Source organism: Pedobacter sp. TM02, assembly GCF_059705275.1.
The window spans coordinates 2,228,509-2,255,152 of sequence record NZ_AP046530.1; the positions used below are offsets into that span (position 1 = coordinate 2,228,509).

Annotated in this window: 24 protein-coding genes and 1 tRNA gene; 7 read left to right on the plus strand and 18 right to left on the minus strand. The window is 43.6% G+C overall.

Translation table 11 applies throughout. From position 1 onward, the window contains the following. Positions 1 to 194: 194 nt before the first annotated feature. From AC6H1S_RS09330 to AC6H1S_RS09340, 3 genes are all read left to right on the plus strand, one after another. Positions 195 to 4,247, plus strand: a complete 4,053-nt coding sequence (locus AC6H1S_RS09330) for a hybrid sensor histidine kinase/response regulator transcription factor (RefSeq protein ID WP_497566010.1) — start codon at positions 195 to 197, stop codon at positions 4,245 to 4,247. A gap of 134 nt (positions 4,248 to 4,381) precedes the next feature. After that, positions 4,382 to 4,963 (plus strand): TetR family transcriptional regulator, encoded by a 582-nt coding sequence (locus AC6H1S_RS09335; RefSeq protein WP_497563406.1) that lies wholly within the window; start codon positions 4,382 to 4,384, stop codon positions 4,961 to 4,963. 52 nt (positions 4,964 to 5,015) lie between these two features. Further along, positions 5,016 to 5,501 (plus strand): acyl-CoA thioesterase, encoded by a 486-nt coding sequence (locus AC6H1S_RS09340; RefSeq protein ID WP_497563407.1) that lies wholly within the window; start codon positions 5,016 to 5,018, stop codon positions 5,499 to 5,501. 148 nt (positions 5,502 to 5,649) lie between these two features. On the opposite strand, the gene AC6H1S_RS09345 is transcribed toward AC6H1S_RS09340, so the two are convergent. The 5 genes from AC6H1S_RS09345 to AC6H1S_RS09365 form a co-directional block, all read right to left on the minus strand. After that, a complete protein-coding gene (locus AC6H1S_RS09345; RefSeq protein WP_497563408.1) occupies positions 5,650 to 6,780 on the minus strand; it encodes an FAD-dependent oxidoreductase in 1,131 nt (376 codons plus the stop codon). Positions 6,781 to 6,805: 25 nt separating this feature from the next. Beyond that, positions 6,806 to 7,561 carry a DUF6597 domain-containing transcriptional factor gene (locus AC6H1S_RS09350; RefSeq protein WP_497563409.1) on the minus strand — a complete coding sequence of 252 codons (756 nt, stop codon included), beginning with the start codon at positions 7,559 to 7,561 and terminating at the stop codon, positions 6,806 to 6,808. Beyond that, positions 7,558 to 8,115: a DNA-3-methyladenine glycosylase I gene (locus tag AC6H1S_RS09355; protein ID WP_497563410.1), complete on the minus strand. Its 558-nt coding sequence runs from the start codon at positions 8,113 to 8,115 to the stop codon at positions 7,558 to 7,560. Before AC6H1S_RS09355 ends, AC6H1S_RS09350 begins: the two co-directional genes overlap by 4 nt. Positions 8,116 to 8,237: 122 nt before the next feature. Further along, the gene (locus tag AC6H1S_RS09360; protein WP_497563411.1) at positions 8,238 to 8,999 is read right to left on the minus strand and encodes an SDR family NAD(P)-dependent oxidoreductase; all 762 of its coding nucleotides are present in this window, start codon (positions 8,997 to 8,999) and stop codon (positions 8,238 to 8,240) included. A gap of 94 nt (positions 9,000 to 9,093) precedes the next feature. After that, entirely contained in the window at positions 9,094 to 10,017 is a 924-nt protein-coding gene (locus AC6H1S_RS09365) for a helix-turn-helix domain-containing protein (RefSeq protein ID WP_497563412.1), read from the minus strand. Positions 10,018 to 10,305: 288 nt separating this feature from the next. Here AC6H1S_RS09365 and AC6H1S_RS09370 point away from each other — a divergent pair, with 288 nt between their 5' ends. The 3 genes from AC6H1S_RS09370 to AC6H1S_RS09380 all read left to right on the plus strand — a co-directional run bounded on the left by AC6H1S_RS09370 (position 10,306) and on the right by AC6H1S_RS09380 (position 12,443). Further along, positions 10,306 to 10,626, plus strand: coding sequence for a hypothetical protein (locus AC6H1S_RS09370; protein ID WP_497563413.1), 321 nt, complete (start codon positions 10,306 to 10,308; stop codon positions 10,624 to 10,626). 51 nt (positions 10,627 to 10,677) lie between these two features. Continuing rightward, positions 10,678 to 12,270: a hypothetical protein gene (locus AC6H1S_RS09375; protein WP_497563414.1), complete on the plus strand. Its 1,593-nt coding sequence runs from the start codon at positions 10,678 to 10,680 to the stop codon at positions 12,268 to 12,270. A 100-nt stretch (positions 12,271 to 12,370) separates the two neighbouring features. Further along, positions 12,371 to 12,443: transfer RNA gene (locus AC6H1S_RS09380), tRNA-Lys, on the plus strand. Here the strand turns inward: AC6H1S_RS09380 and AC6H1S_RS09385 are convergent. The 11 genes from AC6H1S_RS09385 to AC6H1S_RS09435 form a co-directional block, all read right to left on the minus strand. Then, on the minus strand, positions 12,441 to 12,626 hold the full coding sequence (locus AC6H1S_RS09385) for a hypothetical protein (RefSeq protein WP_497563415.1): 186 nt from the start codon (positions 12,624 to 12,626) through the stop codon (positions 12,441 to 12,443). The genes AC6H1S_RS09380 and AC6H1S_RS09385 overlap by 3 nt on opposite strands. A 163-nt stretch (positions 12,627 to 12,789) precedes the next feature. Beyond that, on the minus strand, positions 12,790 to 13,863 hold the full coding sequence (locus AC6H1S_RS09390) for a serine hydrolase domain-containing protein (protein ID WP_497563416.1): 1,074 nt from the start codon (positions 13,861 to 13,863) through the stop codon (positions 12,790 to 12,792). A gap of 70 nt (positions 13,864 to 13,933) precedes the next feature. Continuing rightward, on the minus strand, positions 13,934 to 14,698 hold the full coding sequence (locus AC6H1S_RS09395; RefSeq protein WP_497563417.1) for a hypothetical protein: 765 nt from the start codon (positions 14,696 to 14,698) through the stop codon (positions 13,934 to 13,936). After that, a complete protein-coding gene (locus AC6H1S_RS09400; RefSeq protein ID WP_199141679.1) occupies positions 14,698 to 15,189 on the minus strand; it encodes a MarR family winged helix-turn-helix transcriptional regulator in 492 nt (163 codons plus the stop codon). The genes AC6H1S_RS09395 and AC6H1S_RS09400 overlap by 1 nt, the downstream gene beginning before the upstream one ends. 323 nt (positions 15,190 to 15,512) lie before the next feature. Further along, positions 15,513 to 15,869 carry a response regulator gene (locus AC6H1S_RS09405; RefSeq protein WP_199141680.1) on the minus strand — a complete coding sequence of 119 codons (357 nt, stop codon included), beginning with the start codon at positions 15,867 to 15,869 and terminating at the stop codon, positions 15,513 to 15,515. A gap of 221 nt (positions 15,870 to 16,090) precedes the next feature. After that, positions 16,091 to 16,723, minus strand: coding sequence for an RNA polymerase sigma-70 factor (locus tag AC6H1S_RS09410; RefSeq protein WP_199141681.1), 633 nt, complete (start codon positions 16,721 to 16,723; stop codon positions 16,091 to 16,093). 157 nt (positions 16,724 to 16,880) lie between these two features. Next, complete coding sequence (locus AC6H1S_RS09415; RefSeq protein ID WP_497563418.1) at positions 16,881 to 18,335, minus strand: RagB/SusD family nutrient uptake outer membrane protein; 1,455 nt, start codon at positions 18,333 to 18,335, stop codon at positions 16,881 to 16,883. 8 nt (positions 18,336 to 18,343) lie between these two features. After that, complete coding sequence (locus tag AC6H1S_RS09420) at positions 18,344 to 21,925, minus strand: SusC/RagA family TonB-linked outer membrane protein (protein WP_497563419.1); 3,582 nt, start codon at positions 21,923 to 21,925, stop codon at positions 18,344 to 18,346. A gap of 125 nt (positions 21,926 to 22,050) precedes the next feature. Continuing rightward, complete coding sequence (locus AC6H1S_RS09425) at positions 22,051 to 23,220, minus strand: FecR family protein (RefSeq protein ID WP_497563420.1); 1,170 nt, start codon at positions 23,218 to 23,220, stop codon at positions 22,051 to 22,053. A gap of 154 nt (positions 23,221 to 23,374) precedes the next feature. Then, a complete protein-coding gene (locus AC6H1S_RS09430; RefSeq protein ID WP_497563421.1) occupies positions 23,375 to 23,998 on the minus strand; it encodes a LysE family translocator in 624 nt (207 codons plus the stop codon). A 169-nt stretch (positions 23,999 to 24,167) separates the two neighbouring features. Next, on the minus strand, positions 24,168 to 24,713 hold the full coding sequence (locus AC6H1S_RS09435) for a dihydrofolate reductase family protein (protein WP_497563422.1): 546 nt from the start codon (positions 24,711 to 24,713) through the stop codon (positions 24,168 to 24,170). A gap of 121 nt (positions 24,714 to 24,834) precedes the next feature. Between AC6H1S_RS09435 and AC6H1S_RS09440 the strand changes: the two genes are divergently transcribed. Next, a complete protein-coding gene (locus AC6H1S_RS09440) occupies positions 24,835 to 25,200 on the plus strand; it encodes a WG repeat-containing protein (protein ID WP_497563423.1) in 366 nt (121 codons plus the stop codon). 100 nt (positions 25,201 to 25,300) lie between these two features. Here the strand turns inward: AC6H1S_RS09440 and AC6H1S_RS09445 are convergent, their stop codons facing one another. After that, positions 25,301 to 25,726 (minus strand): VOC family protein, encoded by a 426-nt coding sequence (locus AC6H1S_RS09445; RefSeq protein ID WP_497563424.1) that lies wholly within the window; start codon positions 25,724 to 25,726, stop codon positions 25,301 to 25,303. Positions 25,727 to 25,804: 78 nt separating this feature from the next. Next, complete coding sequence (locus AC6H1S_RS09450; protein ID WP_497563425.1) at positions 25,805 to 26,575, minus strand: helix-turn-helix domain-containing protein; 771 nt, start codon at positions 26,573 to 26,575, stop codon at positions 25,805 to 25,807. Between the last annotated feature and the right edge of the window lie 69 nt (positions 26,576 to 26,644).

Consider the following 26,644-nt stretch of genomic DNA (forward strand, 5'->3'; position numbering starts at 1 on the left):
TTTTTAAAGCATCCCGGTAAATCCGATTGCCACATTATCCAAAACTATAGGTTCATTGAAATTCGATAGGGTGAAAATCCTATCTAAATGGGGTAAAAATTCTATTCACTAATAATTTAATAGTCTCGTGAATCACTTTAACAAAAATTGTAACTTAGTTTTTATCTACCTTAATCGGTGTGTATCTACCCAAGATGATGACTAAGTGCTCGATACTTTTTTTTGTACTACTACTGTATTCGCCGGCACTCTTTGCCCAGAACAATATTGCCTTTAAACAGCTGAATCTGGAAAGCGGACTTTCGCAAAGTTCTGTCCTTTCTATTGGCCAAGATGGCAAGGGATTTTTGTGGTTCGGAACCAGGTTTGGCCTTAATAAATATGATTCAAGAACCATCAAGACCTACATTAACGAAAAAGACAAACCTGGCAGCTTAAGTTCATCCTATTTTCTGGCGTCTATTCTCACCACAAAAAGCGGCAACATTTGGGTAGGCAGTTCTCGTGGCGTGAGCATCTACAACGAACAAGGCGATGACTTTGAATGGATTTTGCATGATCCGAAAAACCAGGCTAGTTTAAGCAGCGACAAAGTGAACTGCCTGTTTCAGGACAGCAAAAAACGCATTTGGATCGGCGCATCAGATGGGTTAAATCTTTTGGATTCGGAAAAAGACCGTTCCTTCAAAAGATTCTTAACCAACCCAGCCCTTAAGGTTTGGGCCATAGCCGAAGACCATTGGGGAAGGATTTGGGTAGGAACAAATTCTGGCCTCCTGTGTATCACCATTAACAACAACAAAGCCACATTTAAGCAATATCCTGATTTCAACGGCAAAATGAACCAGGCGGTCGACAACAGGGTAACTACTTTGGTCGAAGACCGCGAGAACAACCTTTGGATAGGCACCAAGCAAACAGGATTGAGCAAACTAAACCTGCTTTCCGAAAAATTCACTACGCTCTCCTATTCCGATAAAAACCAGGTGGGCATTGTAAGCAACAACATCAGAAAAATCATTATCGATGCCCAGGGCAAGCTTTGGATAGGCACCCTGCACGGCATCAACGTATACGATCCTGCAACGCAAAAATTGGCCATCTTACAAAATACGCCTGGCGATATGGCCAGCTTGAGCCAAAACTCTGTTTACGACATATTTCAAGACAAACAGGGCATTATTTGGATAGGCACTTATTTTGGAGGTGTAAACATGGTTTACCCTAACCATACGCCATTCAGGATTTACAGCAGCAAACCCAACAACAAAGGCCTAAGCGGCAGGGTAATCAGTGCCATTACCGAAGACAGCCAAAATAACCTATGGATTGGAACCGAAGGCGAAGGCGTCAATTATTTCGACCGGCAAACCAACACTTATCGCCATTATCTCTTTAGCCCCAACAACCCCAACAGCGTTGGTTCAAATTTAATAAAAGCCATTTTAAAGGATAAGAAAGGCCGTATATGGGTGGGCACACATTTAGGCGGACTTAACCTGTTCAATCCTGCCAGCGAAAGCTTTACGAGGTATAAAAGCAAAAAAGGCGACAGCACGTCGATTAGCTCAGATGAAATTACCTCTTTATTTGAAGACAGCAAAGGAAGGTTTTGGGTAGGCACCAACGGCGGGCTAAACATTTTTGACCCTGCAACAGGCAAATTTGGGCGTAATCAAGTAAATGGAAACACAGATCCCATTGCGTTCATCTATGAAGATTCGCGCAATTCTATTTGGCTGGCCACCACTAACGATCTGTATCAGTTAACCCGCAACAGTCGGGCTTTTATACCCAAAAAGATAAATAACCAAGAGGTTTTTGCCGGTAGTGGCGCCAGTTGTATTTTGGAAGACAGGAAGGGCAACTTTTGGATAGGAACAATCCGCAACGGTATTTATAAAGTCGATGCCAAAGGCAATAGTTACCTTCATTTTAGTCAGACTGGAGGCTTGCCGAGCAACAATATCGTTGGCCTGTTAGAAGACGACCAGGATAACCTGTGGATCAGCACGGATAATGGCTTGGCCAAGTATAACCCAAAAGAAAACTCATTTAGGATCTATAATGTCAAAGACGGTCTTCCATCAAACGAATTCAACTACCATTCTTCGTTAAAAGATAGCAGGGGAGAATTTTATTTTGGTACCCTCAGCGGTTTAATCAGCTTTTTCCCCGGCCAGATCAAGGAAAACAAAGCTGCGCCCAAAGTAATTTTCACGGGACTCAAATTGTTCAATAAGCCGGTTGAAATAGATTCCGAAAACAAACTGTTGCCCCAAAACATCAGCATAGCACCATCGATTACCTTCGAATCGAGGCAAAATGTATTCTCCATCGACTTTGCCATCCTCAATTTCATCAAGCCTGAAAAAAACCGATACGCCTATAAGCTCGAAGGCTTTGAAAAAAACTGGAACTATGTAGAAACGCCTACCGCTACCTATACCAACCTCTCGCCGGGCAATTATGTGCTGTTGGCCAAAGGATGCAATAACGACGGAATTTGGAGTACGGAGGTGTCGAGGCTGCTTATCGAAGTGCGCCCGCCATTTTACAAAACCTGGTGGGCCTATTTGTTTTACCTGATTGTCATCTGTGCAGTTGTTTTTATTGTATTAAGATACCTTTTCATTAGAGCCCTCTTGGCAAAGGAAAAAGAAACCGGCCAGTCGAGGCTTAATTTCTTCACCAATATCTCGCACGAAATCAGAACCCCGCTTACGCTCATTCTCGGCCCCTTAGACAAGCTGCTCAACGAAACCCAAAGCGATTACGGATTGAACAAACAGCTGCTCGTGGTCAAAAACAATACAGATAGGCTGATGCGTTTGGTAACCGAACTATTGGATTTCAGGAAGGCAGAAGCTGGCAAAATGAGGCTTCATGTCGGCCCCGAAAACATGGTAAGCTTTTGCAACGAAATTTATCTGGCTTTCAAGAATATGGCCGAGAGCAGGAACATTGACTATATTTTTAAATGCCAAGAGACCGAAATAAGCATTTACTTCGATAAGGCACAGATAGAAAAGGTGCTCTTCAACCTCCTCTCCAATGCCTTTAAATTTACAAAGGATGGAGGTAAAATTGTACTCGAAATCGTTAACGAGCCAAATAAGGTCAATATTTCGGTAACCGATACCGGCAAAGGCATATCGGCAACAGACCAGGCGAATATTTTTACCAATTTTTACCAGGCCGACGAACCAAATAACATCGGAACCGGCATTGGATTGGCCTTTTCAAAAAGCATTGTTGAGCTTCACCATGGCCAAATCAAAGTGTTAAGCCTTGAACAGGCTGGCGACAAAAAAACCTGCTTCGGCTTTGACCTGCTCAAGGGAACAGCGCATTTTAACGCGGCCGAACTCTTGCAGCATCAGGCAGGTTCAGAAAACCACACCTATTATCCGCAACAAGAAGCCCATTTGCACGCTACAGAAGAGGTGACTTCGAAAAAAGGCAAGAAGCTGCTCATTGCCGACGACAATATTGAAATCAGGAAGTTTATTATTCACCTCTTTCAGCAAGACTATCAGATTCTCGAGGCTTCTTCTGGTTTGGAAGCCTGGCAAATCTGCAGCCAGAAACTACCCGATCTTGTCATCAGCGATGTAATGATGCCTGGCATGGATGGATTTGAGCTTTGCCACAAGCTTAAAACCGACGACCGGACCAGCCACATCCCTGTTATATTGCTTACGGCCAGGGCCGCTTATATCCACCAAATAAACGGTCTCGAAACCGGTGCAGATGCCTATATCACCAAACCGTTTGATGTAAACCTGCTCAGGCTCAATGTAAGGAACCTGATTGCCTCAAGAACATTGCTTCAGAAAAAGTATGCACAGCTGCTTTCCCTCAGTCCACAAATACCCGAACCTATTGGTTTAGACCAGGTTTTCTTGAAAAAACTGATCCATATTTTGGAAGAAAATATTGGAGATAGTGATTTTTCTATTCCCAAACTCAGTACCATCATAGGTATCAGTCAGGCCGTACTTTACAAGAAAATACGCGCGGTAACCGGAGTTTCCGTAAACGAATTCATAAAAGCGATGCGTTTAAAGCGGGCAGCCCAACTTTTAAAACAGGGAGAGCTCAACATTAAGGAAATTGCCTATGCTGTGGGTTTTAGCGACAGGAAATATTTCAGCAACGAGTTTAAAAGGGAGTTTGGAAAAACACCAACCGAGTTTATCCAAGAGACGGACGATAGCGAACCCGGACCTAGCCACGAAGCTTAGTTTCAATAAACTGCCTCATTTTAAAATAAAAAGGCGCCTACAAAAGCGTTGTTGTTTTATTTTAAATTTTCACATACCGATTGGTATGTAATTGCTATCTTTATTGCCGAAGCCTTATGCTTAATGGCAAAAACATGAACACCAGCGAATTTATATTGGCAAAAGTTGCCCCCATTTTTAACAAGCAGGGCTATATAGGCACCAGTTTGGCCGATATTACCCAGGCAACTGGATTGACCAAAGGTGCTATTTACTGCAATTTTGCCAATAAGGAAGAACTGGCCCAAAAGGCTTTCGAATTGAATGTAAGAACGGCTATTTATCCACTTTTTAGGCTAATTGGCGCTACTCAGGGCGCCATTCATCAACTGCATGCCATTACGGCTTATCAGCGTGGCTATTATAAACTGGTTAAGGATATGGGCGGCTGCCCGATGTTGCGAGTTGGTGTCGACACCAAATATATCAATCCGCTCCTATTTAAACATGCCGAAAATCTCTCGAAAAGGATGCTGGATGGCCTTATGTTGATTATGGAAGAAGGAAAACGAAGCCGGGAACTGAAACAGGATGTCAACACCGTGGACTATGCCAAGGTTATCCTGTCCATGATTGAAGGCAGCTCGCTCCTCGCCTTTACCCATAACGACGAAAGCTATATCGACAAGGCTATGGATTTTATTGACCACGAAATAATTGACAGAATAAAGGACTAAAATTTTTTAACCCCGCACATACCGATTGGTATGTAGCCTAAAAACCTCCAACATGGAAAAGATATTAAAAACCCAAAGAAAAATCAGGTTTCAAGACTGCGACCCTTTCAACCACTTGAACAATTCGAAATACCTCGATTATTTTATCAATGCCCGCGAAGATCAGATAGCCGAAAGCTATGGACTTGATGTGTTTAAATTCTTAAAGAGCAGCGGGGTAAGCTGGGTTGTCCTTTCTAATCAAATCAGCTACATCAAGCCAGCATTTACGATGGAAACCGTAGTCATCGAATCGCAACTGATCCAATACACCGATAAGATTTTATTAGTGGAGCTGAAAATGTGGAACGAGGACGAAACCGAACTCAAGGCCCTGCTTTGGACAAAATTTATTCATTTTAACATACAAACCCAAAAAATAGCCAATCATACCCCCGACTTGATGGAACTGTTCGAAAGGGTGTTGATGCCTTTACAGGAAAGTACTTTCGACGAGCGGTCTTTGGCCATCCTGAAAAAAACAAGAAACCTCGCCTAAAGCCAAATAGGTTAGTTTTTAAGCCAACGGCAAGGTATGCCATATTGCTTATTACAGATGTAAGTCCAGACGCTGGTGTAAACTGCCAAGGGTTTGATGTAGTACATGCCAAGCTAACCAAAAACAAAAATGCGGGCAGTAAAAAGCCTTAATGTCCTGCAAACATTTCGAGCATGTTTTTCAAGCCATCGGCTGTATGCATCAATTCGGTTTGATCTAAGGTGTCTCTGGCTGTTGCACTTGCCCTTTGGCGCATTTCTTTTTCGTAATGCGCAATAGCTTCGGCTGCGCTTGGGTATTTGGCCAAACACTCGCTCAGCTTCAAAGCATCCAGCATGGCCATGTTTACCCCTTCGCCTGCAAATGGAGGCATTACATGGGCCGCGTCGCCAAGCATAGTTAAATTGGGCAAAGCTTCCCAGGTTTGATCCAAGGGCATACAGTATTGTGGTCTGGCTATAAAAGGTAGGCTGGCCTTGTCAAACAGCGCCAACCAAGCTTCGCTCCAACCTTCAAAAGTGCTTTTAAACCAATGCAATACTTGGGTCTTATCCGAAAAATCTATTTTCTTGCACCAATGCTCGTCGGTTTTACAGCCTGTATAAAACACGAGGCTGCCATCGCCTTTTGAACTAACGATTAAAGTTTTGCCTCCTTCGAGTGCAAAAACCTTTCCACCGTTGAGTAATTGATGCAGACTGGGCACTTGGATGGCCGAATGATACACTACTCCTTCTACCATGGTAACTCCAGAGTAAAATGCTTTGATTGGCGTAATGAACGGCCTGATTTTAGAGTGGGCACCGTCGGCCGCAATTACAAGATCGGCAATAGCCGATGTGCCATTCATGAATGTGATGGCCCAACCGTTTCCATTCGGTACGAGCGATTTAAAATGGCTATCCCAAACCACGGTTTCGGGTTGCAGTGAATCCAACAGGATTTTTCGCAGCGGGCCACGATCAATTTCTGGTCGGGTTTCTTCTCTTTCATCTGTTGCATCGTCGTGCAATATCGTGCCTTTATGATCTACAATGCGCATCTTGCCAGCCCCTGGCCTGTAATTGTCTTTAAAAGCATCCATCAGTCCTGCTTCTGCCAATGCTTTTAATCCCGATTCTTCGTGCAGATCTAAGGTGGCACCTTGTACACGTACCTCTTTATTGGCGTCTCTTTCGTATACTTTTACTTTGGCGCCCTGTATTTGCAATAATCGGGCTAAGGTTAAACCACCTGGTCCGCCGCCAATAATGGCTATATTTTTTGGTGTTTCTAACATTGTCATTGAAATTAGTTAGGCAAAACTATTTCTTTGGCAAGGTAGAAAATTGAATAAATCGGTCGTTTTTATTTTTGTTGAGTGCCTTAGGTGCCACGCCGGCATATTTTTTTACGGTTCGTATAAAATGCGCCTGATCGGCAAAGTTCAGCTCGGGGAAAAACTTTCCGGCTTTGATCTGGGCAAAAGAAGCCCTAAACCTTAAAATATTGCAATAGGCTTTTAGGGAAAGTCCGAACCATTGGTTAAAATAACGATTAATCTGCCTGCTGGTCCAATGCACTTTGCTAGCCATTTCATTAACGGGCAAATCGCCATTATTGTCGTAAATCAGGTTAAACAGGGCCAATTTTCTCGGATCGGATTCTTGGCTAAGCAGCGTCTTTATTTTTTGGGAAACCTTATTGCAACAGGCGTCAAAGTTGTCAAGATCGGCGACTTCCATCTCCCAAAAATCGTTGGGCAAGTGCATGCCCCCATTGAGCAAGGGGGCTACAGATTGCTTGAGCACGTATTCGGCACCCAGTAATTTAAAACTTACGGCAAAAGTGAGGGTTCGAGGCGCGATTATCGTACTTGACATGCTATTTTCCAACCCCAAGAGTACCACATGGAAAGGTTCTGTAGCGGTTTTGGAAAAGAAAAGGTCAATTCTGCCGTCAGGCAAAATGCTTATTGTTTTTTCCTCGTCCGTAATATTGGCCAACAGCCAAAAACTTTCTATCCAATGCGCCAGCGAAGCATCGGGCTTTTTAGATTGGTATGTAATTCCAGTTATCAAATGGAGGCTGATTGCAACCACATGGGTTTATGCTTCAGTATTTCGCGCTGTATTTTGCAATGCTCGTCGTGTGCGCCGGGCAGGTAGCCGATGCTCATCAAAAATTCGTTCACAATTTCACCGCCGGTAAACTTAAAGGTCTTTTTAAATAGTTTTACCCACTCCTCTTTGCTTTTAGGGTGGTGATGTTCGATCCATTTTTCGAAAGAACCAAATTCCTGCTGCAGGCCCAGTATGGTTTTGGCATTCTCGATGGCCGCATTTACCTTGAGCCGATTGCGTATAATTGCCGGATCGGCCAACAGCCTTTCGCGATCTGCCGCTGTATAAGCTGCTACTTTTTTGATGTCGAAATTGCTGTATGCCTTCTTAAAACCTTCTTCTTTTTTTAGGATGGTTTCCCAGCTCAGGCCTGCCTGGTTGATTTCGAGCACCAAACGGCCAAACAGCTCGTTGTCGTTGTGTATGGGAAAACCATAGTGGTTATCGTGGTAGTTTTTGTGGAGCGCCTTTCTCTCGGCGGTCATGGTTTCTATGGCTGTGCAATACGACATATTTTGGGATCAAGTGGTTGTGATAACCAAAAATAAGAAAAACGAAAGGCTATTTATACACTATTGGCACAAAAAGAAAAGCCTCCAAGTAAGTTGGAGGCTTCGGTATTGATCAAAAAAATCTACAGCATCATGCCGCCCGACACTTCAATGCGTTGGCCATTAATCCATCGGCCTGCTTCGGTGCAGAGAAAAGCAACTACACCACCAATATCTTCGGGTTGCCCTACCCTGCCCAAGGCAGTAACACTGGCTACGCCTTTATTAACTTCGGCATTATCTCTTACTACGCCACCGCCAAAATCGGTTGCAATGGCACCAGGCGCCACCACATTGACGGCAATGCCACGGCTACCCAATTCTTTGGCCATGTACCTGCTCAAAGTTTCGATTGCACCTTTCATCGAGCCATAGGCCGCTTTGCCTGGAAAACTGAAACGGGCCAATCCGCTAGAAATATTGATGATACGGCCACCATCGTTAAGTAGTGGCAGGGCCTTTTGGCTTAAAAAGAAAACACCTTTAAAGTGGATGTTCATCAGCTCGTCGAAAACTTCCTCGGTTGTTTCGGCAAACGACTGGTCGGCGCCAATGCCTGCGTTGTTTACCAGAAAGTCGAATTTTTCGGTACCAAATTGCGCTTTCAGCTTTACGCCAACTTGGGCAAAAAAATCGTTAAAAGCTTTAGAATTGCCGACATTCAGCTGTATGGCTACTGCTTTTTGGCCCAATGCTTCAATCTGCTTCACTACAGCCTCAGCCTCTTCCCGTTTGCTGTTGTAGGTTAATATAATGTCGATACCATTTTTGGCGAGGTTAAGCACCATATCTTTTCCCAGTCCACGGCTGCCGCCGGTTACCAGTGCAATTTTGTTTTGTTCCATTATTCGCTATTGATTTAATACTCCAAAGTTAACAGCAGACCATATAGGAGTGTTTGCAAACATCAATCTATTATTTGCAAAATTCAAATCTCTATCAAGACCTGAACTTCAAGGGCGACATTGCTGTTTGTTTTTTAAAGAAATTAGAAAAGTGGGCAACTTCTTCAAATCCTAAGCTGTAAGAAATTTCAGATACGTTCCATTCGGTTTGTTTGAGCAGTATTTTGGCCTCTTGTACCAAGCGCTTGCCAATCAGTTCTGAAGTGGTTTGGCCCGTGTGCTCTTTAAGTACTTTATTAAGGTGGTTAACATGGATCGCCAGGCGATCGGCATAATCTTTAGGGGTACGCAACTTGAGGGTTTGTTGAGGAGATTCGATGGGAAACTGACGCTCCAACAATTCTACAAAAAGCGATGAAACCCTAGCCGAAGCGCTATGTGCCGGATAGAGTGCCGTAGCAGGCTGCAGTTTTTGGCCATAATGGATAAGCTCGATGACATAGTTGCGCAAGAGGTCGTATTTGAAAGCATACGTCGACGACAGCTCTTTATGCATTTTTTCAAATATACTCCTGATTTCCAAAGCACTTTCATTGCTTACTTCAAACACAGGATAACCACCTGCCTTAAAGATGGGAAGCTCGTCAAGCTGTACGCCGCTTTTGCCTGGGGCCAAAAAATCGGCTGTAAAAATGCAAAAATGTCCTGCCTGGTTATCATCCTGTGGCAACCAATGGTACGGAATTTTAGGCGTGGCAAACAACAATGCATTTTGCGCTATATCAATAACCTTATCGGCATATTCAGCTTTGTTGCGACCATTAATCAAACTGATTTTATAATAATCTCTCCGGTTGTAGGGCATAAAGGCTTTTTGCTGCCGTTTTTTAAAGAGCTCATTGGTATCAAATACATTAAAATGCCCAATTTCCTTGTTAATGCCTTCTGGCAGCAGGCCCCTCAAATCGTTATTGGTGCCACGGCCAATCTGCTGATAAAAATCTTCTAACGAATCCATTTTGCTCCTTTGTAAAAATCAAATTTAAGCAAAGCAACACATATTAAATATTTTCAGGTGTGATATTACAACGCCATGATAACAAAAACCTTACAGTTGTTTCTTTTGAAATATACCTTCTGCCCTTTCCTTATAGCTTGAGCTGATGGAGATAACGATTGGTCTTGCCACAAAGGATTATCATCAAATCTCCCGCACCCCAACATAGCAGTTTAATTTTCGGCAAAAGCTCCGCTTTTTTTAGAGAACTATGCTGGAGCAGGAGCTATTTTCACTACGCCCGTCGAATTGCTGAAACTCAACCAAGCTTTGGCAGCTGGCCAAGTACTGAGCCCCGCCTCGCTTGCCCGGCTTTATCAGCCAGGCCTTAAAACAGGTCGAAGTGCAACCAGCGAAGAAGTTACGCCTGGAGGCTATCTTAAAACGCTTAGCATCGGCGACAAAAAAACTAAAGCCATCGAACGCAACGGAAATATTATGGGTTATAATGCCACCTATCTGCAATTACCCGAAAGCAAGCAGGTGCTGATTGTTTTTTGCAATACCGACGCCAATAATCTGTCGAAAATAGCGCTTGAAATACTGGCCATAGCCTTACAGTTAAGTTGATTTCCATTTGCGGTCAAAATCAACTAAATTCGTAGTTTAATTACTTGGATCATGTCTATGCCTTATTTGCTAAAACATAAAGTCTCAATTATCGGCTTTATTTTATCTCTACTCCTCTTTTCCTGCTCGCCCAAGCTGCAGAAAAACTATGCCTACAACCGCTATCAACGCAGTTTCAACACTCATATCCTAAACGATAGCCTGCAACTGCACCTCACCTCGCCTGCCGATATCAAGTACAGCACCGATAAAAAATCGTTTAGAGTTGCTTGGCAGCAAAGCCGATTCAAAACCACTAACGAAATACTACTGCTGGGCACAACCTCAACACCTCCTTATCAGCTTGCAGTATCTGTTGGCCCAGCTAAAGAACCTGTACAGCCAGGCAACTACAAAATAATAGATACCCTGCTTAACGGTTACCAGCTTCATTTCATGGCTAGAACCGACAGTACAAGAGCAGTTAAACCCATGGAAGCTGATCTAAAAGCAATGGTCAAATCGTTAAAATCGGGAGCAGACTACAAATTAGGCACCGGTTCGGCGATGGATATCGTTTCGTCATCGATGAACCAGAACCAGTTCTACAAAACGTTAAGCGAAATAGAGCAGTTTCCAATACCTCAAAAACAGGGCAATAGCCTCGAACTGCAGCTGCAGCTCACCTATGCTTCTTTTTTGTTGCCCAATCAGCAATACGATTATTTAATTGGCCTGCAGGAATCTAATTTTAAGCCCAACGACACGGTTGTGAACAACATAAAAGCACACGGTGTGCCTAACAACGAGGCCATCGACCGTATGCTTGCCGAAGCGCAACAGGCGCAGGTACTCATGATCAACGAAAACCATTACTACCCACAGCACCGTTTATTGGTTACCGAACTGCTTCCCCGGTTAAAATCACTTGGCTATACCTATTTGGCGCTCGAAGCCTTGGAAGCTCCCAACGACAGCCTATTGAATAATCAGGGTGCATTCCCGACCTTAAATACCGGATTTTATACGCGCGAGCAAAATTATGGCAATCTGTTGCGCGAAGCGATAAAACTTGGTTTCAAGCTGGTGGCCTATGAGAATACCGACGATAAAATGGACCGCGAAATTGGCCAAGCCGACCAGCTGTACAGGCGCACTTTGGCCATCGACCCCAAAGCCAAGGTCTTGGTATTGGTGGGAATAGACCATTTATTAGAAAAACCCACTGCCTGGGGCAAAAAGTGGATGGCCACCGTTTTCAAGGAAAAATACCATATCGATCCGCTTACCATTAGCCAAACGCACCTTAACCTTTACCGAAAATATAGTCCTTCAACCTACACTTTGCTCAGCCAAAGCGATTTAACCGACAACAAGAAATACGGAGCCGTTGATTTCTACCTACTTAACAACCAGCAAAGACCTGTTGAACCGCACGGCATTGCCTACCAAAACACATTCGGAGTTCCTATACAGGTAGCCCTATTTTATGCCAAAGAGCAAAAAACAGCAACGGATTTTTATGGACACATTCCCTATTTTACCCGATTACTGGAGAAAAGCGAAAAGGTAAAATTGCCCATTGAACCTAAAGCCGAAGCTTTATTGGTGATTTATGATGCACAGGGCTATATTTTAGCCAAGAAAACCCTAAGCAATCCGTAGATTATTGTGCTCACAATCAACTGATTTCGTATTTTTATGAAAAATAGTTGGAGGGTTTTGTTTTAATTTCTATATTTGCCCCTCCTTAAACAAAAGGAATGATTCCGTAGCTCAGTTGGTAGAGCATTACACTTTTAATGTAGTGGTCCTGGGTTCGAGTCCCAGCGGGATCACATAAAAAAACCATCCGGTTCGCTTAAAGCTACTCCAAAAGAGTGGCTTTTTTCATTTGATGCACTCCCATCCTTGATTTTCTGAAAAATAGCACCTAAAAAATACAAGGTCAGGATAAGCAATTGATTCTCTGGAGAAACCAGATATTCCTTGCCATAAGAATTTATGTCGTCAGCGCCCATCAATAGCTAAACAACCAGACAGGAACCAATGGATGTAGCTGCACTGTGAACAGATTTGACCAAGAGCAATCGTTGAGAAATTTATGCGAACCACGCGCTACAGAAAGTTATACCGAGTAAAAGGTCATTGAAGACACTGATTTGCCTTTTTTTGAACTAAGGGCTAACGACCTGCAATCCCAATCCGATCAATTATGCTGTTCGACAATTCGTTTAGCTTGCCTTGCGAATCGGCCGTTACCACATTGGTTACGATGAATATCCCAACTTTCTGATTGGGATAGAGCGCTATCCATGAAGAATGTCCGAAGCTGCCCCCATTATGGTAGAGCATTTTCATGGCCTTATCGTAATGGTAGGTGTTCCAGGCATAGGCCCTTCCGTATTGTGCCGTACCCGCCAAGCGTTCCATGCTCTGCATAACCGCCTTGTCGTTGCTTTCCAAATACATTTTCATATAGGCAAGCATGGCGTTTGTGGAAGATTTCATGCCACCCGAATATTTATAAAAGCCATTGATTAGGGGCATTGGCCTACCCACGCTGTCTTTACCAATAGACAGGTTGGCATTTTTAGCGTAGGCCACTTCGGAGAAGGTCTCTTTTTCTCCAGAACGCGAGAAAATATAGTTTTGGAACAATTCCTGAAACGACAATTGGTATACATGCTCCAAAATATAGCCGACCAATTGGGTACCTACGCCTGAATAATGATAGTTCATGCCCGAATTGTCTACCAGCTTTACGTTTTTAAGCGCCACAAAAAAATCGCTTTCCGTTAGGTTCTTAAAACAGTCTATCTGTTCGGCTACCGTGGCCATGCCATCGTAACAATTGTTGTGCAATGGGAGTCCCGAAGTATGGGTTATCAAATGACGAAAGGTAATTGGCCGTCCGCCACTTAAAACCAGGTTTGGATATTGGCCATCAAGATAAGTCCTTACATCGTCGTCGAGGCCGATTTTGTGGTCGTTAACCGCTTGTGCAAGCAACAGGCCCGTATAGGTTTTTGTAATGGAACCTATTTCATACAGCGTATGATTGTTTGGCTTCTTGCCATTTTGCAACTGGCCAAAATGGAAATGATATGCTTTACCCTTGAAATAGATTACCCCGGAAACCGCAGTGTAGCCAGGTTGCTTCATCAGTTTGGCCACTTCCTGGCCTATAATCACCTCAACCGAATCTGTTGCCGGGTTATTTTGCGCAATATTGGGATCAGGTGTTTTTGCAACCATGCAAGACATCAAAAGAACCAAACAACCCAAGAAAAATAAGCCTTGAAGTCTGCAGCGCCACCCAGTTGCCTTATTCATAAACCACATAGTTTACCTTATCAATACCCGTATTTCCTGATTTTTCATGGTAGGCATACAGAATCAGTTCGTAATTTCCGGCTACCGTCAGTTTTACATCGCCTTCGAAAAGGTTGGTTGAAACCAGTGACAGCTTAACCTCCCCTAAGTATTTTCCGTCTTTTTTAAGAATGCCTCTTACTTCCATCTCTTCCGAATTCCATACCCCTCCTTTTTCTACTACACAACCACACATCATCACCACGTTGGCCTGAAACTGAAAAGGCCGATCTTTAACCGAATTTAAGGCGATGTACTGATGGGTACGCGGCTTTAAGATATCAATGATGAAGCCTGGGATTTCGAGCACAATGCCATCGCCCAATATGTCTTTTCCGGGAAGCAGCCATAATTCGGTGCTCACTTTGGCCTGGGCCTGTTTTTGGTTAAAGGGCGAAATTACTTCTATGCTTACAAAAGTTGGTTCATCAATATCTATTTTGGCCAGGAAACCAGCAGTTTGCGCATCGGCGATAGAAAGGCCCCTTGTTTTCGGTACTTTCATAATCAAGTCGGTATTTCCGGTGCTTCCGCTTGTTTTTCCTTCGGCCAAAATCTGTTGGTTAACCTTGTTTCTGATGATCACATAAGCACCACCGAGCGAACTCCCAATAAATTTGGCATCCCTGCCTTTTGCCCTTACCATTACCTTGGTTTCTACTGCACCGGCCATCAGACCGGCAAACAGCAAGAGGTTCATTAAAACAAATGTTTTCATTAAATAGTCGAATTAAGGTATTCCTGCTTAAACCTTTGCTGAAAAGAGCTGGTTTTTAATGCCAGGTCTATACCATCGAGATAACCGAGGATGGCCAAATCGTTATTGAGCATTTTGAGGATGGCTCTTTCGCAGCTGTCCCAAATCTTCAACAATTGGGGCATCATATTCAAGGCTTTAGCTGAAAGGGAAACCATTTGTTTCCGTTTGTCGATACTGTCTTTTTTCAGTTGCAAATAGCCTTTATCGGCCATCTTTTTAACGATAATGGCCACCGATGGATGGGTATAGCCCAGAGGTTCGGCAATAGCCGTAATCGGAACCTCTCCCATTTCCTGCAAAAGCATAAATATCAGGTACCAATTGGGTTCAATATCGATACCGAGCTCTTTGTAAAACCGCCTAACGTCGTGCGACATGCGATCGCTTATTCTTTTCAACCGGCTGTCGAGGGCCTTGTAGCCCATGTCTTTGATAATATCTGCTTCCATTTGCTGTTTTTCTGAAAGGCAAACATACAAAAATAAAGTCAACTATATAGTTAACTTTATTTTATTTTCAGCTTTATAGAATCCAGCAATCTGCCAGCAGGCGCCTGCATTCCGTAAATCCATTACGGCGAAACCAAAGCAAGGCTACGGGTTACTGCTAAAAAATGGGTACGGGAGGCTAGCTTCCCGTACCCTACTTAAATTAACAAAAAGAGAGCATCAGATTTAAGGCAATACGACCTGGCTTATGAACACAACTCTGAACAGGGACTTGTGTTAAGCATTAATTACTTTACGTTACTCAAGCTATTGAAGTGTTTATTCTAAATAAAAAGCATTTCCAAACGGTTTCTGATTTCAAGAAGTGATGTTCTTGGGGGCAGGAACTGAACAGCTCCAGCCAAAAGCATCTTCTGTATACGGTTAACGTCTGCTTCATTGTCAGAAAAAACCACGATGGAAGTTTCAAGCGCCAAAAAACCAATCAGTTCTTCCAATTTTTCGCCTCCTGGCAAGGAAATGTCGATAATGGCCAGGTTAAAACCTCCACTGCTGATAAGTGCTACTACTTCGTCTATACCTGTGGCCTCCTTTATACTTGCACTTGGCCACATGTTATATAATAATGACCTTAATCCTACACGGATGGTTTGGTGCTGATCTGCCAATAATACATTCATTTCACAATGCTATAATTAAGGCATAACCATGCAAAATGTCCGAACGTTGCCCTGCTTAAGCATTGCCAGCCGGCATTTTATCCCACCCAAAGTTTTACTTGGTTACAGGTGCCACAATCCATAACGGATTGTGCATTTGTACGTAACATTACGCTGCCTTAAGTAGTATGACACTGCAATACGATCCCGATGGGGGATACAATAAAAAAATAATAAAAAAACTAGCTACCAAACAGATAACCAGCCAATACCAGTAATAAGGAGAATTTAAACAACACGGCTATAAGGATCTGATAGCCGGCGCCGTTCTTTTTGAAATGAAACCGTATTTTTTTTAAAGCCAGCTTCATGTATTCGTGAACCGTTTGAGGAGATATATTCATTTTCTCGGCTGCTTCGGCATATTTTAGGCCTTCCTGGTGGCAAAGACGATAAACCGTTCTTTGCTGTGCCGACAGCGTATCGAGGGCATCGCTAAGCAAGCGCTTGGTTTCTCTATAGTCGAGTTCCTTGTTGGTGCTTTCTTCAAGCTCTGTTTGGGCCAGGCTGAGCTTTAGGTTGAGTTTCGCATGATGTGCCAGTTGCCTCAAAACATTAAAGGAAGTATTGCGTACGGTACGGTTCAGGTAAGCGCCAAAATTTTCAATTGTCCCAAGGGTCTCTCTTTTTAGCCATAGCTTTAAAAAGATGTCCTGCACAATTTCTCCAGCCAGTTCTTGAGAATGCGTAATTTTCTTGGCAAATGCAAACACGTATCTGTGATAATGCTTAAACAGCTGCGCAAAAGCCGCTTGGCTCCCATCAGCTATTTGAAGCAATATTTCTCTTTCATTTAACAGCTGTTCGACCGCCATTTGTTGGATTTCTTTATAAAAAGCATGTTTAAGTCTTATATAGGGAGCTTACGGCTAAAGTTAATAAAAAGATCAGGCATACCTAAGATTAACCAGAAACGAAGCTTATTTTTTATTCCATCCTTTTCAATGCCGCGCTCCAAATATGAGTTAATCCCTAAGGGTTTTGGGGCATAGCTGGATTGGCTGCCAAAATATATAAGGGCAGCCTCAGCGTAAACCTTTCGGGCTTTAGCACATAGCTTGCTACTACCCTGCCGTTGTCATCGTAAACCAGATGGGATTTGCCCACCGTAGTCGCATATTCGGGATCGGCAACCAGCCTGCGCATATCGAACCAACGCTGTCCATCCACTGCAAACTCGCGAATGCGTTCTTCCAGGATAAATTTGGTTAGCGCTACCTTGTTGCTTGTTGCCGAAAATGGGATAAGCGCTTCCGAAGCTGGCATTCTGTTTTTTCTAAAGGCCAATAGCTCTGTTGCTGCCGTACCTGTATCGCCCATGCGCGACCTGCATTCGGCCCGTAATAAGTATATATCTGCCACCCCAATGCCCATATTGCTATAGCCCTTGCCATAAGCGCGCCTCATGCCCAGGGGATAAGGCTTAGTAGCTGCCAGCGGATAGGGACTAAAAAACTTAAGGCGTTGGTCGTTCGGGCTGAACAAGGAAATTGTTTGCGGATTTAAGACCAAAGCCGATAGCAGGTAATAGTACTGATTGGTAGCCCGCTTCAAATAAAGTATTTCCTTGTCTTTAAACGCGTCTGTCCTAGGCGGTCCTGTAAAGGAATTGATGGGGTACCAGATTCCTCCTGCAAGCAGTTCCTTGTTAAAATCGTAGAGTCCCAGGTCAATACTTGTTTGCTGCAGCCCTGTGATTGCTTTATCCAACAATGGTAATGCCAGGTCAAATTTGCCCATAAACACATAGACCTTTCCCAATAGGGCCTCACCTGCTGCCCTGGTCATTCTTACCCTGTTTGTAATCTTAACGGGAAGGTCTGGAAGGGCTTCGTTCAAATCGGCCAAAATCTGGTCATAGGCCTGCTGTACGGTCGCCCGTGTAAATTTGGTTTGGGTAGCATCGGCTATTGTGAGCAAAGGCACACCCAAATCCGAAGCAGCGGTTTCAGACTGATAGGGCTTGCCATATAAATTAACCAGCATCCAATACACATAAGCCCTGCCAGCAAGCGCTTCGGCTCTCAGCATTTTCTGCTGCGTCAAATCCCCCCCTTCAGAATCGAGCACTTCGTTGATTACTTTGTTGTAGAGGTAGAGCTGTTGGCTAAACATAGTAAACTCTGACCTGATTGCATCGGCAGGATAAATATCATCTGCCCATTTAAAGGCATTTTGATGGGTTAGCCTGGTATCCGATTCGAAATATGAAGCTGAGGCTGCAACTTCGTCGGACATCGATACAGTAGAAACGCTGGTAATTTCTGATAATGTACCTACATCATTGAGGATAAGGTCGTAATCTGCCGTTTTTTGGGCAATAAGATAGCCCTTCGGATCAATATCCAAGAACTTTTTCTTACAGGCGGCAAACAACAGGCCACAACACAGCAAGCAAATTATTTTATGGTATTTTAAGCAGTTCATGTCCATGGTTAGAGATTTAGTGAAACGCCAAAAGCGATGGTATTCTGATTGGAGGGCATTTGACTCGAGGACGCGAGCCTTGCATCCTGAAATTCGGGATCTATTCCGTATTTATTGGCTTTCCAGAGCATTACGTTGGACAATTGGGCCTTCAGATTCAATCCGCCTATTTTCATTTTTCTAACTATTCTTTCGGGTACCTGATAGGATAAGGCAAGCTCTCTTAGCTTTACATAAGCCGCGCTCACTACATTTAGGTTGCCTCTGGTATAAAAATCGGTAAAGCGCCGGCTTGAAGAGAGGTTGCTATTGGCAATAAAAGCCGGAATATTGGTAAAGGACTCGTCGCCAGGCTGTTTCCAGCGATTGGCAAATTCTGCATGGAGGTTGCCAGCTTGGAGGTTTTGCTGCGAAATAAAACCCGCTCCAGTAAATACTTGGTTCATGTCCCTGTACATGACATCGCCAAAGTTGTAGGCCAAGTTAAGATTGAGCGAAAAATTCCTGTACCTGAACATGTTGGCCAAGCCACCATTCCAAATCGGCTGTATGCTGCCCATATACAAAACATCTTCCGGCAATACATCTATATTTCTCTTGGTTAGTGCGCCATTGGCCAACCTAACCAGCGGATCGCCAAGCTGATCCAATCCGGCATAGTTGTAGCCATAGATGGCAGAGGCCGATTGGCCAATGGTATATAATGAACTTACTTGTTGCGTACCCGTAGTAATCGGGATAAGCAAAGCGCCAGCATTCAGTACCTTATTCTTGTTGTAGGATATAACCAAGCTGCTATGCCAAGCAAAATCCCTTCCTATGATATGGGTTGCATTGAGCGTAAGCTCTATGCCCCTGTTGTTCATTCGGCCTATATTGCCATTGATGGCGTCGGCGCCCACAATTGGGTTTATTGGCATCCTGCCTAACATACCGCTTGTTTTTTTGACATAGTAATCAAACGTTCCTGAAATACGGTGTTGCAGCAAGCCAAAATCAATCCCCAAGTTGTAGTTTGCTGTACGTTCCCAAGTAAGTTTGGGGTTGCCCAAGGTAGATAAAACCAGCGCCTGTCCACCTGGCGCATTGCTCAACACCTTTGTTGCAAATACATCTTTTGAAGACGAATAGCCTGGCTTAGGCGCATTTCCAGTAATGCCATAGGTGGCCCTGAGCAACAAAGTACTGATCCAATTGTGGGTCGCTAGCCAAGATTCGGCGCCGATGTTCCATTTCAGGCCGGCACTCCATACAGGTCTTTGTTGCGCAGTACGGTCTGACCCAAACAAATTGCTTTGGTCGTTTCGCCAGCTGGCATTTACAATATATTTGCCTTTAAAAACATAACCTGCATTGGCATAATAGGAAAAGTACCTGGTACGCGGCACGCTTTCAAATTCTGAGAAATACATGTTAGGATCTAAAACAGATCCGCTTAAGCCTTTGCTCAATATAGGATTTTTCACGCCAGTAGAACTTAGGGTCTGGTAATCGACCATGGCATAAGTCTGCAGGCTCGGGTTATAGCCCAAAACAGTACTTGTGGTATTCAAGGTAAGCTGCTCCTGCAATTCGTTGCCCAGCAAAACAGTTAGCTGGTGCTGTTCCTTATTCCAACCGTGGCTATAATTCAATTGGTTCCTAATCACCCAGTTCTGCAAATCAATGCGGCTACTGGTGTATTGGCCACCAAAATTAGGCAAGTTATAGCTAACCGAACCGTCACTGTTTGCTACTGCAAAATTAACCGTATTTATCCTTTGCTGGTAATTGCTTTGATCAAGGTATCTCCTGTAATTTCCTATACCTTTAATATAGCCGTAAAGACCTTCGAAATGCAGCCCTTTAATAAGCTCCATGTCTAGGCCGGCATTAAACCTTCCCTTAAAATCGTTGCCTTTGCTAAAGCCGCTTTGCGCATCCTGCAAGGGATTATAATTGAGGCCAAGCTTGCTCTGGCTTTCAATCGATGGCCGTTGCGCTTCGCTCAAATAGCCGAGATAAGGCATAGCAAGGGCATTGCCGTTGGCATCTTGAAACAGCTGATAGGGCAGAAAACGATTGTCGACAGCCTTAAAATTGGCGGTAGCGGCTAACTGATAATTAAGGTCGGCTATCAGGTAAAGCTTTAAACGCTTGCCAATCCCGAAATCCTGCCGGGTATTGATTTTAAAAGCCTGGTTGCTTTCGCCGGGTGTATAGCTTTGGGTATTGGTGTAGGCAAGGGAGTTGTAAAATGTGTGCCTTTCGGTGCCCCCTGCAACAGCGAGGCTGTGGTTCATTAAGATGGCTGGACGATACCAAACATCACCCATTTGGGCTACATTGCTGATTCTGGAAAGGCTATCCAACTTGGCATTGCCCTGCGCTGCACTGAGCACTCCCCTGTTCATATCATAGAGAATCTGCCTATCGGGCGAAATGCCAATAGTTACGGTGGGTTGGCGATACACCGTGGCATTGCTGTAGGGCCAATACACCGGGTCGAAGGTTTCTCTCGAAGCCTGTATGTACTGCGTACTGCTGAGTACCGGAAAATAATCGTATTGTGGCCTGCCCTGAAAATTCACAAAGAAATTATAACTGACCTTGGTTTTGCCGGCATCTCCTTTCTTGGTGGTGATTACAATAACCCCATTGGCCGCTCGCGAGCCCCAAATCGATGCGGCCGTAGCATCCTTAAGCACCGTAATGTTCGCTACGTCTTGCGGATTGATAGCCGAAATATTGCCAATATCCATGGCCAGACCATCAACCACAATCAATGGCGACCGGTTGGCGTTAAGCGTTGATAAGCCACGAACCAAAATGGTATTGCCCTCTTTGTTGGCCGCTGGCGAATTATTGACGACCATACCTGCTACCAAGCCATCGAGCCTTTGCAACACATTCATGGAAGATGTACGTGCAGCCATCAGCTCCAAGTTTGGGGTAGCAAACGAGCCGGCACTTCTCTCGCGTGTAAGCGTTTGATAGCCCGTATTGACCTCCACTTCTTTTAAATTGCCGGAAAGGACCAGCTTTAAGTCGGCCAGGTTTTCGGCAACCCTCACCGTCAATGGCTCGTAGCCTACATAAGTAATGTACAGCGATGTACTGTCGGCCAGGCCCTTTATTTGAAAACTGCCATCGGCAAGTGTCGTAGTCAGTACCTTGCGTAGCTTGCTTTCCTTTTCTGTTCCGGCAGGCAACAGGCTAATTGTCGCTCCTTCCAAGGGCTTGCCTTCTTCATCGAGCACACGGCCCTTGACGTCTATTCCTTTAAAATAGGCAACGATTTTGCCTAACAGACTTTTTTGCTTTACCGAAACCACAATCGAGTTGTTCTCAAATTCATATTGAAGTGGCTGATTTTCGAAAATCAGGTTGAGGGTTTCCCTTAAATCGCGGTCTTTCACTTCAATGGTAACCGGAACGGCCGTTTTTAACGCATTTTCGGTAAAAAGAAAGCCTACGCCAGTTTGCTGGCGCATTTTACGAAGTACTTTTTCCAATGCCAAATTGCGCTCATTAAGCGTAACTTTTTGGGCATAGCAAACCTTGAATAATAATGTAAATAGGATGATTAACAGTATTTTTTGTTGCTTCATATAAGACAAAAAACTAATTTACCGTTAATAAGAATTGCCTGGATTAACCCACATATTCCAGTTACAAGATAACCGATTTTTTTGGGTTGCCAACCATAAATGGAAAAAATACGGCTGATTAGAAATTAACGGCTTACCTGGATTGTTCTGCCTTTGATTTCGAACTTGATTGGCTTGGCTTTAGCAAGGATAGTCAGTACTTCATCCAATTTTTTTGTCCTTGAAATCTGACCGGTAAATGTTTCCTCCGACGGCGGATCTACAAAATCTATTTTTACATCGTACCATTTGGCCAACTTGGCCATAATTTGGGCAATAGTTTCGTTGTTAAAGTTAAAATAGCCGTCTCTCCAGGCCACTACATCTTCAACATCCACGCTATATACCTTTAGCTGGTTTCCCGCTATGGCCGCCTGTTCGCCTGGCTTGAGCAACCTGGTTAAAGACTGGCCATTATAGGCCAATGCCACCTTTACTTTTCCCTCTAGCAGCGTAGTTTTTGCCATTGTTTCGTCCTGGTAGTTTTGGATGTTGAAATGCGTACCCAGTACTTCTACGCTTTGCGAACGGCTGTTGACCACGAAGCTATGTTTTTCAGCTTTAGCTACCTCAAAATAGCCCTCTCCGCTAAATTCTACCCTCCTATCTCCATTAAACGTTGCAGGGAACCTGATGGAAGAAGAAGCATTGAGCCAAACCTTTGTGCCATCGGGCAAAACGAGCTGATAAGTACCGCCCTTAGGGGTACTCAATGTATATTCCTGCCCCAAATCGGCGGGATTGATACCTGAAAGTGATGTTCCGTTACTGTACAACAGTTTGTTTTCTTGCAGCATAATTCCGGTTTGGCTTTCACTTAGCGCAATACGTTTGTTGTTGGCCAGCGTTAGAAATGCCTTGTATCCACCAGTATTTATGCCGCTGCGTGCTACTTGGTCGGCCAACGAAAGTGCGGTTTTCTTTTGGTAGAAATAAAGGCCGAGCCCTAATACCATGGCTATGGTTGCAACTATTCCAATTCTTGTCCACAGGCGTTTAAGCTGGGGTTGTCTTTGTATCTGTCGGCTCGCTACAGACTCAGGCTGAAAGATATGGTTAAGCGCCTGTTGTTGTTGCAGGGCCGTAAGCTCGACAGGTGCTACTTGGTAGAACGCTTCGGAAAGCGAATGCTTTATTTCTGCTTCAAATACCGGATCGTCGATATAGTCCCATAACTCGATTTTGTCTGCTTCAGTAATGGTTTGCTGCAAATAAAGTTCAATCAGTTCCTGAAGCCTAGCATTGGTTCTTTCCATATCTTTTTAGCCTAAAAAAGGCCTGTTCTTTTAACAAGAGCTAGGCAGGCCATCTAAAATTGCTGTTGGCTGCCAAGCCTTGAAGTAAAAGTAAGCTTTTAGAACATTTCTAGCGATATTTTTTTAACGTTCCGATCAGGCATCCAATTGTTTGTTAGCGATTGCCAGATAACAGCAATTTAAGTCCCAAGCCTATCATAACCACGCCTGCCACTTTTTCGAAACCTGATTTTAGCTTGTCGAACCGTGGATATTTAGCCATGCTGGCAAAACCAAAGGCCAGGATGCCAAACCAAATCAAGTGGATAAACGCAATGGCCAACCCATAAAGCAGCTGCTGCCATAAAGGCGTTGCAGGGCTAACCAATTGGACAAAAATACTCACAATAAAAATAGTTGTTTTAGGGTTGGTTACATTACAGATAAAACCTTGGCGCAGCGCTTTTGCAGGCGATAAAGACTGAACAACTGCTTTTTCGCCACCTGGAGCAATTGCTTTTCTCTTTGTCCAGCTCATTTTGATGCCGATATAGATCAGGTATAAGGCACCAATGGTTTTGAGGATGGTAAAAAGCAAAACAGACTGCGAAATGAGATAGCCAATTCCTAAAATGGTATAGGCCACATGGATCAATACGGCCAAAGCAATGCCTGTGGCTGTGTACATGCCCACGCTGTGGCTATGCAATAAACTATTGCGGGTTACAACTACAAAATCTGGCCCCGGACTAATGGTGGCCAAAGTGGCAATGGTTAAAACTGTAAGCAACTCTGTCATGATGTTTAATCTTGATATATAAATAAACAATTATTGACATTCGTATTTAAAATCAGGGGGGGGGATAAAAAATAAAATTTTATCATTAGCCCGAAATATTGGCTGTAAGCATAACTTGCCGAGCCAAACAAAACACCTACATAACAAACTGATTATAAAACCTTTAAAATTAAATAGGTTCGTAAATAAGCTGTACCACTCCAGACCTAAAAACATTGGTTTTGATCAGTTTCAGCTTTACCCTTTCTTTCAGGTCTTCGAACAAAGGTTTGCCATCACCCAAAGCTATGGGATGCACAGCGATCCGATAAACATCTACCAGCTTTAAATCTATGAATGTTTTGATTAATTGCGCACCGCCATACAGCCAAATATCTTTTCCGCCCTGGGCCTTGATTTCGGCCACTTTACCAGCAATATCTGTATGGACAATGGTTGCTTTTCCATCGTTAGAGGCCTTTTTTGAGAAGACAAACTTTTGCTTTGAATGCACATCTTGCCACAGTTTTTGTTCAGCCTTGCTGGCATCGGCCTCCGGATTAAAATTACCCCAGGCCTCGTAGCTCACCCTTCCATAAAAGATGGTATCTATGCCCGAAAGGAAGCCTTCAAAGTCCATATCATCGTCCATGATACACCAGTCTATTTCCCCATTCGGCCCTTCAATAAATCCATCCAAAGTTACAGCTAAATCCAAAATTACCTTTTTCATCATTCAATAGTTAAAAAATTATCTTATATCGTTTTTATCAAAAATAGCCGATATAAAAGTATTATTTGCTTAATTTTATCAACGTTGACTAGACCAAATGTCAATTGATTCAAATCAAAAAATAATGAAACGATTAACCCTTCTTTTTTCATTTTTGCTCATCACTTTGATGGCTTTCGCGCAAAGCAGCTACCAGAAAATATACGCCTACAATCAATACAATAAGGATTGGGCCTTGGTCAAAACGGTTAGTGGCACTTATGGTTTTATTGACCGTAAGGGAAAAGCTGTAGTTCCTGCAATATATGCCAAGATTCAAAAATTTGGAAAATACAATGCAAACCTAGCAATGGTCAAGTCAATCAGCGATACTTATGGATTTATAGACCGCAATGGCAAGATAGTTATTCCAGCTATATACGAGCTGAAAGCTGTAGAGCTGGACTTCGATGCCATTTACAAGAAACACGCTCAGCCTAATACAAAGTAGTATGGTTTAATGGCTGAAAGATTCCTTAATCAGAAAAAATTAATGGCTTCTTTACAAACCTATCAAAAAGCCCGGCCTTAAATAGGCCGGGCTTTTTGTATTAGGCATTTTGCAAGGCCTCGATATCAAACTTTTTCATTTTCATGTAGGCCTGCAATACGTTTTGCGCCTTTGCTGGATCGCTCAGCAATTTGGGCAAAATGGTAGGCACTACTTGCCAAGACACACCAAATTTGTCTTTAAGCCAGCCACATTGGCCTTCGCTTCCGCCATCTGCTGTGAGCTTTTGCCAATAATAATCAATTTCATCCTGTGTTTCACAATCGATAACAAAGGAAACCGCTTCATTGAATTTAAACTGAGGACCGCCATTGAGGCCCATAAAGCGCTTGCCGTTCAATTCGAAGGTAACCACCATTTGGTTATCGGCGGTAATTTTCGAATCCTTAAAAACAGTACAGTAGAATTTGGCAGCTGCCTGGGCCTGACCATCAAACCAAAGGCAAGGGTAAATTTGATTTTTCATTGTTTTGAGTTTTAAATTTCTACCACAAAGAAAGGCAGCGAAACCATGCAAAAATAGAACAAACCCGACAATCTTGCTTTAATCCTCACTCCCGAAGTTCAGGTATGCTTTTGGCGTAATGTGCGTAAATTCCTTAAAGCTTCTGATAAAATGGCTCTGATCAGCGTAACCATTGCCTAGGGCCACATCGGTTAGTTTGTTAAAGTTGCGGTTGTTGAGTTGCTGAAAAGCGGCATTGAACTGGCAGATACGCCTGAAAAGATTAGGTGGCAACCCGATATTACGTTCGAATAGACGCTGAAAAGTACGTTCGGTAACGTACAATTCCTTTTGAACCTTTACAAGCGCATCCTTAGCCGAATTGCCGGCAATGGATAAGGTTGCATATTTGATCAACTCGCAATCGACCTTGGTTTTGATGATGAGGTTGTATACATAATCGTCCAATAAAGCCATCCTAGCTGCTACAGATTGGGCATTGAGCAAACGTTCTTCAAACCCGTATGCTTTTGCTGGAGACAACAGGTTTAGGTCGATCGGATTGTCGGTGAGTTCCTGCGCCGAGACTCCAAACAAGGCATACAAGGCAAAAGGCTTGAAAAAATAGGCAATCAGCGTAAAATCGTCTTTAATCAGCAGGTTTTCGGGAAAAACGGTTTGTCCAAACAGGGTTAGGTTGTTGCTGCTATTTTTAATCTGTCCCTTTGCCGTTTGAAACAGCAGGGTTGGCGAGCCATTGGCATAAAGTGGCAGCACAAACGGATTGACGACCTGAAAATCCTCCATCACCAAAATACGTTCTACATAGTCGGCAATTTTGGGGTTGGGAATGGGCTGACTAATTTTCATAGGCAAGTTTAATAGCCAACCCGAATATACGCAATCACAAGTTAAAAAATGAAAACATGGCGTTCACTC